This window comes from Streptomyces sp. ADMS, from assembly GCF_033441795.1.
In the GTDB taxonomy this organism is placed as follows: Bacteria; Actinomycetota; Actinomycetes; order Streptomycetales; family Streptomycetaceae; genus Streptomyces.
Map to the genome: position 1 here is coordinate 1 of NZ_JAVFVX010000312.1, position 1,264 is coordinate 1,264.

A 1,264-nucleotide genomic window follows, 5' to 3' on the forward strand; every position below is an offset into this window, starting at 1 on the left:
ACGCACGGTGCCTGACGTGTCGTAACCCTCGCCGGTCACGTCGAAGTGGCGCCCCGCGGCCCAAAGGGCGCGGGTGGTCATCTCGTTCAGGGTCAGGGTGCCGGTCTTGTCGCTGCACACCACGGTCGCGGAGCCGAGCGCCTCGACGGACGCCAGGCGTTTGACGATGGCGCCGCGCTGGGCCATGCGGTAGACGCCCAGGGCGAGGGTGAGCGCGAGAACGGCGGGCAGACCCTCGGGGATCGCGGCGACCGCCAGGGCCACCGCCCGCAGCGCGAGATCGGCCAGATCCTCGCCCCGGAGAAGGCCCACGACCGCGTACGCGGCCACGGCGACGCCGCTGACCAGGGCCAGGCGCCGGCCCAGGCTGTCCATCTGGACCTGCAGCGGGCTCGGCGGTTCCGCGCCGGTGCGCAGAGCCTCGGCGATCGCGCCGACCTCGGTGCCCATGCCGGTGGCCGTGACGATCATCTCGGCGCGGCCTCGGGTCAGCGCGGTGTTCATGAAGAGCATGCCGGTGCGCTCGGCGACGGGCGCGGGCTCGTCGCCGTCGGCCGGTGTAGGCGCGGTGGTCTTGGCGACGGGCTGGGACTCGCCGGTCAGCGCGGCCTCGGCGGCCTCGACCGAGGCGGCGACCACCAGGCGCCCGTCGGCCGGGACACGGTCACCGGCTTCAAGCAGGACGATGTCGCCGGGCACCAGGGTGCCGGCCGGGATCACGCTCACCTGGCCGTCCCGGCGCACGCGCGCGGTGGGGACCAGCATCTGGCGCAGCGCTTCCAGGCTGTGCTCGGCGCGGCGTTCTTGCAGGTAGCCGATGGTGGCGTTGATGAGGAGGACGACAGCGATGACGACGGCGTCCTTGATGTCGCCGATGATTCCGGCGACGACGGCGGCGGCGAGCAGGATGCCGATCAGCCAGCTGCGGAACTGGTCCAGCAGCCGCAACCACTGCGGTCGGCGGGCCGGTTCGGCCAGTTCGTTGGCTCCCCAGGCATCGGCCCGCCGGGCGGCGTCCGCCGCGCTCAGGCCCGTGGCCGGGACCACGCCGAGCAGGTCCGCCACCTCGGCGGCATCCCGCCGGTAGGCGTCCGCCATCAGTTGCGCAGGTGTCTGTGCGGGCGGGGCGTGGGGCCCGGCCGGGGCGGGATTCTGCTGAGGCACGGTCACTCCTTGCCACGGACGACGGTGACGGGGCACTGCGCGTGGTGCAGCAGGGCCTGGCTGACCGAGCCGAGCAGCAGCCCGGTGAAGCCGCCCCGGC

The 1,264-nt window shown here is 74.0% G+C and carries 2 protein-coding genes; both read right to left on the reverse strand.

Annotated features, from left to right (window positions below):
• Positions 1 to 1,164: HAD-IC family P-type ATPase (locus RB628_RS40645; protein WP_318325670.1), on the reverse strand; the 1,164-nt coding region annotated here is incomplete at its 3' end.
• Positions 1,165 to 1,166: 2 nt separating this feature from the next.
• The coding region (locus RB628_RS40650; RefSeq protein WP_318325671.1) for a universal stress protein at positions 1,167 to 1,264 on the reverse strand (98 nt) is incomplete at its 5' end.